Genomic DNA, 4,719 nt, shown 5'->3' on the forward strand with positions numbered 1-4,719 from the left:
TTCATTGGTCGGGACGGTGGGATTCGAACTCACGACCCCTTGCACCCCATGCAAGTGCGCTACCAGGCTGCGCTACGCCCCGACTGCTGAGAAAGAGATTGTATGCCGAAAATAATCAGTTCGTCCAGTCACTGCAGGGGTTTTTATCCGAGAACGATGTCCGGGACGTCCGGTGACTCCGGATCGAGCAGCGCGCGGATCAGGAGCAATTCCTCGCGCAGGCTGCGCGCGCCGCTGCGCACCAGCGCGTCGCGGGCCACTTGCGGCGTGGGAACGTCGACAAAGGCACCCCGGCCCGGTGCCAGCGGGGAGCGGATCGGCGCCGGCGTCGATCCGGTCGGTGGCACCGGGGACGGCGCCAGCATCGCCTCGACCCGGCCGCCCCCGAGGATCAGGTGCGGCGTGGAGAGATCTTCGCCAGTCGGATCGCCGTCATCGAGCGCACGGGCGGCGGCAGGGCCGAGTTCGGCCAGCCGGTTGCGCGCACCGCTGATGGTGAAGCCCTGCTCGTACAGCAGGTCGCGGATGCGCCGGATCAGCAGCACTTCGTGGTGCTGGTAGTAGCGGCGGTTGCCGCGGCGCTTGACGGGGCGCAGCTGCGCGAACTCCTGTTCCCAGTACCGCAGCACATGCGGCTTGACACCACACAGTTCGCTCACTTCACCGATGGTGAAGTAGCGCTTGTCAGGGATCGCTGGGAGCAGGATTTCCATTGCAAATCAATGGGTTCGGAGAGTCGGATAGGTTGTGCCGACTTTACTCGAAGTCACCTTCAGGCGGTATTTCGCCCTGCACCACGGCCTTGAGCTTGTGGCTGGCGTGGAAGGTGACGACGTTGCGGGCGCGGATCGGGATCGACTCGCCGGTGCGCGGGTTGCGCCCCGGTCGCGGCGCCTTGCGGCGGACCTGGAAATTGCCGAAGCCCGACAGCTTCACGTCGTCTCCGCGGGCCAGCGACGCATGGACGAACTCGAAGAACGCCTCGACCATGTCCTTGGATTCACGCTTGTTCAGGCCGAGCCGCTCGAAGAGCAGTTCGGCCAGTTCGGCTTTGGTGATCGTGGGCGCATCGTCGTCGTCGGGCAGCAGGAAGTCGGGTTCTTCATCCATGGGCGGTGGCCGTGCGGTGGATCGGGTCGTTCGTTCGGTCGGTGCAGCGTTGCGGGCGCAGTGTCACGCGCCGCGCAGACGTGCGCCCAGGTCACGCTGCACCGCGTCGAGCGCAGCCTTGACCGCCTCGTCGCTGCGGGCGTCGGTCAGCGGCGCCTCATCATCCAGCAGTTCCAGCCGGATCGCCAGACTGCGCTCGCCGGACTCGAAACCGGCCGCGCCCGCCGCGGGGCGGTAGACATCGAACAGCTTCGCGCTGCGCAGCAATCCCGCAGTGTCGGCGCCCAGCAGGCTGGCGATCACCGCGTCATGCCCAGCCGACTCTCCGACGATCAATGCGATGTCGCGTGTGACCGCCTGCTGGCGCGCCACCGGCTGGTACACCGGCACCTCGCGGGCCAGCAGCGCCGGCACGTCCAGCTCGAAGAGCACCGGCGCGCCCTGCCCGGCCGGCAGCTCGTAGGCTTGGCGCCAGCGCGGGTGCAGCTCGCCGACGAAGCCGATCGCCACGCCGTCCAGCTCGACACGGGCGCAGCGGCCCGGGTGCATCGCGGGATGCTCGGCGGCGACGAAACGCGCCATGTGCGGAGCGAGCAGTGCCTCGACATCGGCCTTCACGTCGAAGAAATCGACCGCCCGCTCCTTCACGCCCCACTGCACCGGCTCGGTCGGACCCCAGGCCAGACCCGCCACGCGCAGCGGCTGGTCGATGCCGACGACGCTCTGTTCGCTGGCCTGCACCGACGCATCGCGCTTGAACACGCGGCCCAGCTCGAACACGCGCACCCGCGGCGCGCGGCGCGTCAGGTTGTGGCGCAGCACCTGCACGAGGCTGCCGAGCAGGCTGGAGCGCATCACCGACAGCGGCACGGCGATCGGGTTGAGCAGGCGGATCGGATCCGGGTTGCCGGCGAGTTCGGTTTCCCAGCGCTCCTCGACGAACGAGAAGTTGATCGTTTCCTGGTAGTCCAGCGCGGCCACGGCGCGGCGCAGCGCGTAGCCACCACGTTGGGCTTCCGGGCGCACGCGGGCAGTCACCGGCGCGACCGGCGCGGTCAGCGGGAGCTGGTCGAAGCCGATGACGCGGATCACCTCCTCGATCAGGTCTTCCTCGATGGCGATGTCGAAGCGCCAGCTCGGCGGCGTCACGGTCAGCACGCCCGGCGCTTCGGTGAACGACAGGCCCAGGCGCGTCAGCACCTCGGCGCACTGCACCTGCGTCACCGGCATGCCGATCACCTTGGCGGCGCGGGCGACGCGCAGCGACACCGGCTGCTTCGCCGGCAGGTTGACGATCGCGTCCGTGACCGGGCCACACGCCGTCGCCTCGCCGCCGCAGATCTGCTGGATCAGCGACGTGATGCGCTCGATGCACTCGACGGTGTGGGCGGGATCGACGCCGCGCTCGTAGCGGTGGCCGGCGTCGGTGCTGAAGTTGAAGCGGCGCGAGCGGCCGGCGACGGCGGCCGGCCACCAGAAGGCGGCTTCGACGTAGACGTTGTGCGTGTCGTCGCTGACCGAGGTGGCGTCGCCGCCCATGATGCCGGCGAGCGATTCGACCGCCTGCGTGTCGGCGATGACACCGACCTGCGCATCGACGGTGATGGTGCTGCCGTTGAGCAGCTTGAGCGTCTCGCCCTCGCGGCCCCAGCGCACCGTCAGGCCGCCGTGGATCTTGTCGAGGTCGAAGATGTGGGTCGGCTGGCCGGTCTCGAACATGACGTAGTTCGAGATGTCCACCAGCGCGCTGACCGAGCGCTGGCCGCAGCGGGCCAGACGGTCGACCATCCACGCGGGGGTCCTGGCCTTGGTGTCGATGCCGCGCACGATGCGGCCGGAGAAACGCCCGCACAGGTCCGGCGCTTCGACGGTCACGGACAGCGTCTCGTCCAGCGTCGGCACGACCGGCGCGCTCGGCAGCGGATGCAGCGGCGCGCCCGTCAGCGCGGCGACTTCGCGGGCCACACCGTAGACGCTCAGCGCATGGCCGAGGTTCGGCGTGAGCTTGAGCGTGAACAGCGTGTCGTCGAGGTTCAGGAACTGGCGGATGTCCTGGCCGATGGGCGCATCGGCGGGTAACTCCAGCAGGCCGCCGTGGTCCTCGGACAGCTTCAGCTCGCGCGCCGAGCAGAGCATGCCCTGGCTCTCGACACCGCGCAGCTTGCCCTTGCCGATCTTGAACGGCTTGCCGTCCTCGCCCGGCGGCAGCTCGGCGCCAACGGTGGCCAGCGGGATGCGGATGCCGGCGCGGGCGTTCGGTGCGCCGCAGACGATCTGCAGCGGGCCGTCCTTGCTGTGCGGGCCGGCGTCCACGGTGCAGACACGCAGGCGGTCGGCGTTCGGGTGCTGCTCGGCGGTGAGGATTTCGGCGACGACGATGCCAGTGAACGGCGGCGCGACCGGCTGGAGTTCTTCCACTTCCATGCCGGACATGGTGAGCAGGTCGGCGAGCTGGGCGGTGGTCAGGTCAGGGTTGCAGTGCGCGCGCAACCACGATTCGGGAAATTGCATCTCAGGTGTCCTTGTCCAGACTTGGGCAGTGGCGACGGCGGATCAGCGGAACTGGCCGAGGAAGCGCAGATCGCCCTCGAAGAACAGCCGCAGGTCATTGACACCGTAGCGCAGCATGGTCAGGCGGTCCGGGCCCATGCCAAACGCGAAGCCGATGTAGCGCTCGGGATCGAGCCCGTAGTTGCGCACCACGTTCGGATGCACCTGGCCCGAGCCGGCCACTTCCAGCCAACGCCCCTTGAGTGGCCCGGACGAGAAGGCGATGTCCACCTCGGCCGACGGCTCGGTGAACGGGAAAAACGACGGACGGAAGCGCAGTTGCAGGTCGTCCGTCTCGAAGAAGGTGCGGAAGAAGTCGGTGAACACCGCCTTCAGGTCCTTGAACGACACGTTCTCGCCGATCCACAGGCCTTCGCACTGGTGGAACATCGGCGAGTGCGTCGCGTCGCTGTCCACGCGGTAGGTGCGGCCCGGCGCGATGACGCGGATCTCGGGCATCGGATCCTTGCCAGCGTGCGCGGCAGCATGCTGGCGGGCGTAGCGGACCTGCATCGGCGAGGTGTGCGGGCGCAGGCACAGCGGGCGACCAGCCTCGTCGTGCAGGTCCACGTAGAACGTGTCCTGCATCGAACGCGCCGGGTGGTTTTCCGGGTTGTTCAAGGCGGTGAAGCTGTACCAGTCGGTCTCGATTTCCGGACCATCGGCCACGTCGAAGCCCATCGAGCCGAAGATCTGCTCGATGCGCTCCAGCGTGCGCGACACGGGATGCAGACCACCGACACCACGACCACGACCGGGCAGCGTCACGTCGAGCGCCTCGGCCTTCAGTTGCGCCTGCAGCTCCGCTTCGGCGAGCGCCTGGCGACGGGCTGTCAGCGCGGCTTCGATGCGCTGCTTGGTCTCGTTGATCGCCGCACCGCGGGTCTTCTTCTCTTCGGGCGACAGCTTGGCCATGCCCTTGAGCAGCTCGGTCACCTGGCCGGACTTGCCGGTGTAGCGCGCCTTGGCGTCTTCGAGCTGGGCGGGGGTGAGCGCGGCGGCGAAGTCGGCTTGCGCGGCCTGCACGAGTTGATCGAGATCGTTCATCAGAAGACTGGG

4 protein-coding genes and 1 tRNA gene are annotated in these 4,719 nt (G+C 68.4%); all 5 read right to left on the reverse strand.

Features of this window, described 5'->3' with window-relative positions; genetic code table 11:
* Positions 1-5 precede the first annotated feature (5 nt).
* The 5 genes from AB3X43_RS19170 to pheS all read right to left on the reverse strand — a co-directional run bounded on the left by AB3X43_RS19170 (position 6) and on the right by pheS (position 4,707).
* Positions 6-82: transfer RNA gene (locus tag AB3X43_RS19170), tRNA-Pro, on the reverse strand.
* Positions 83-143: 61 nt separating this feature from the next.
* Positions 144-713 carry a MerR family transcriptional regulator gene (locus AB3X43_RS19175; RefSeq protein ID WP_369431474.1) on the reverse strand — a complete coding sequence of 190 codons (570 nt, stop codon included), beginning with the start codon at positions 711-713 and terminating at the stop codon, positions 144-146.
* A gap of 43 nt (positions 714-756) precedes the next feature.
* Positions 757-1,110 carry an integration host factor subunit alpha gene (locus AB3X43_RS19180; protein WP_369431475.1) on the reverse strand — a complete coding sequence of 118 codons (354 nt, stop codon included), beginning with the start codon at positions 1,108-1,110 and terminating at the stop codon, positions 757-759.
* Between the two features lie 63 nt (positions 1,111-1,173).
* Positions 1,174-3,621: a phenylalanine--tRNA ligase subunit beta gene (pheT, locus tag AB3X43_RS19185; protein ID WP_369431476.1), complete on the reverse strand. Its 2,448-nt coding sequence runs from the start codon at positions 3,619-3,621 to the stop codon at positions 1,174-1,176.
* A gap of 42 nt (positions 3,622-3,663) precedes the next feature.
* Positions 3,664-4,707, reverse strand: coding sequence for a phenylalanine--tRNA ligase subunit alpha (gene pheS / locus AB3X43_RS19190; RefSeq protein ID WP_369431477.1), 1,044 nt, complete (start codon positions 4,705-4,707; stop codon positions 3,664-3,666).
* Positions 4,708-4,719 lie beyond the last annotated feature (12 nt).

Source organism: Sphaerotilus sp. (genome assembly GCF_041083715.1).
Lineage (GTDB): Bacteria > Pseudomonadota > Gammaproteobacteria > Burkholderiales > Burkholderiaceae_C > Sphaerotilus.

Coding starts and splice junctions, on each gene's coding strand:
- AB3X43_RS19175 (WP_369431474.1), bottom strand. CDS start 713: ATGGAAATCCTGCTCCCAGCGATCCCTGACAAGCGCTACTTCACCATC.
- pheT (WP_369431476.1), bottom strand. CDS start 3,621: ATGCAATTTCCCGAATCGTGGTTGCGCGCGCACTGCAACCCTGACCTG.
- AB3X43_RS19180 (WP_369431475.1), bottom strand. CDS start 1,110: ATGGATGAAGAACCCGACTTCCTGCTGCCCGACGACGACGATGCGCCC.
- pheS (WP_369431477.1), bottom strand. CDS start 4,707: ATGAACGATCTCGATCAACTCGTGCAGGCCGCGCAAGCCGACTTCGCC.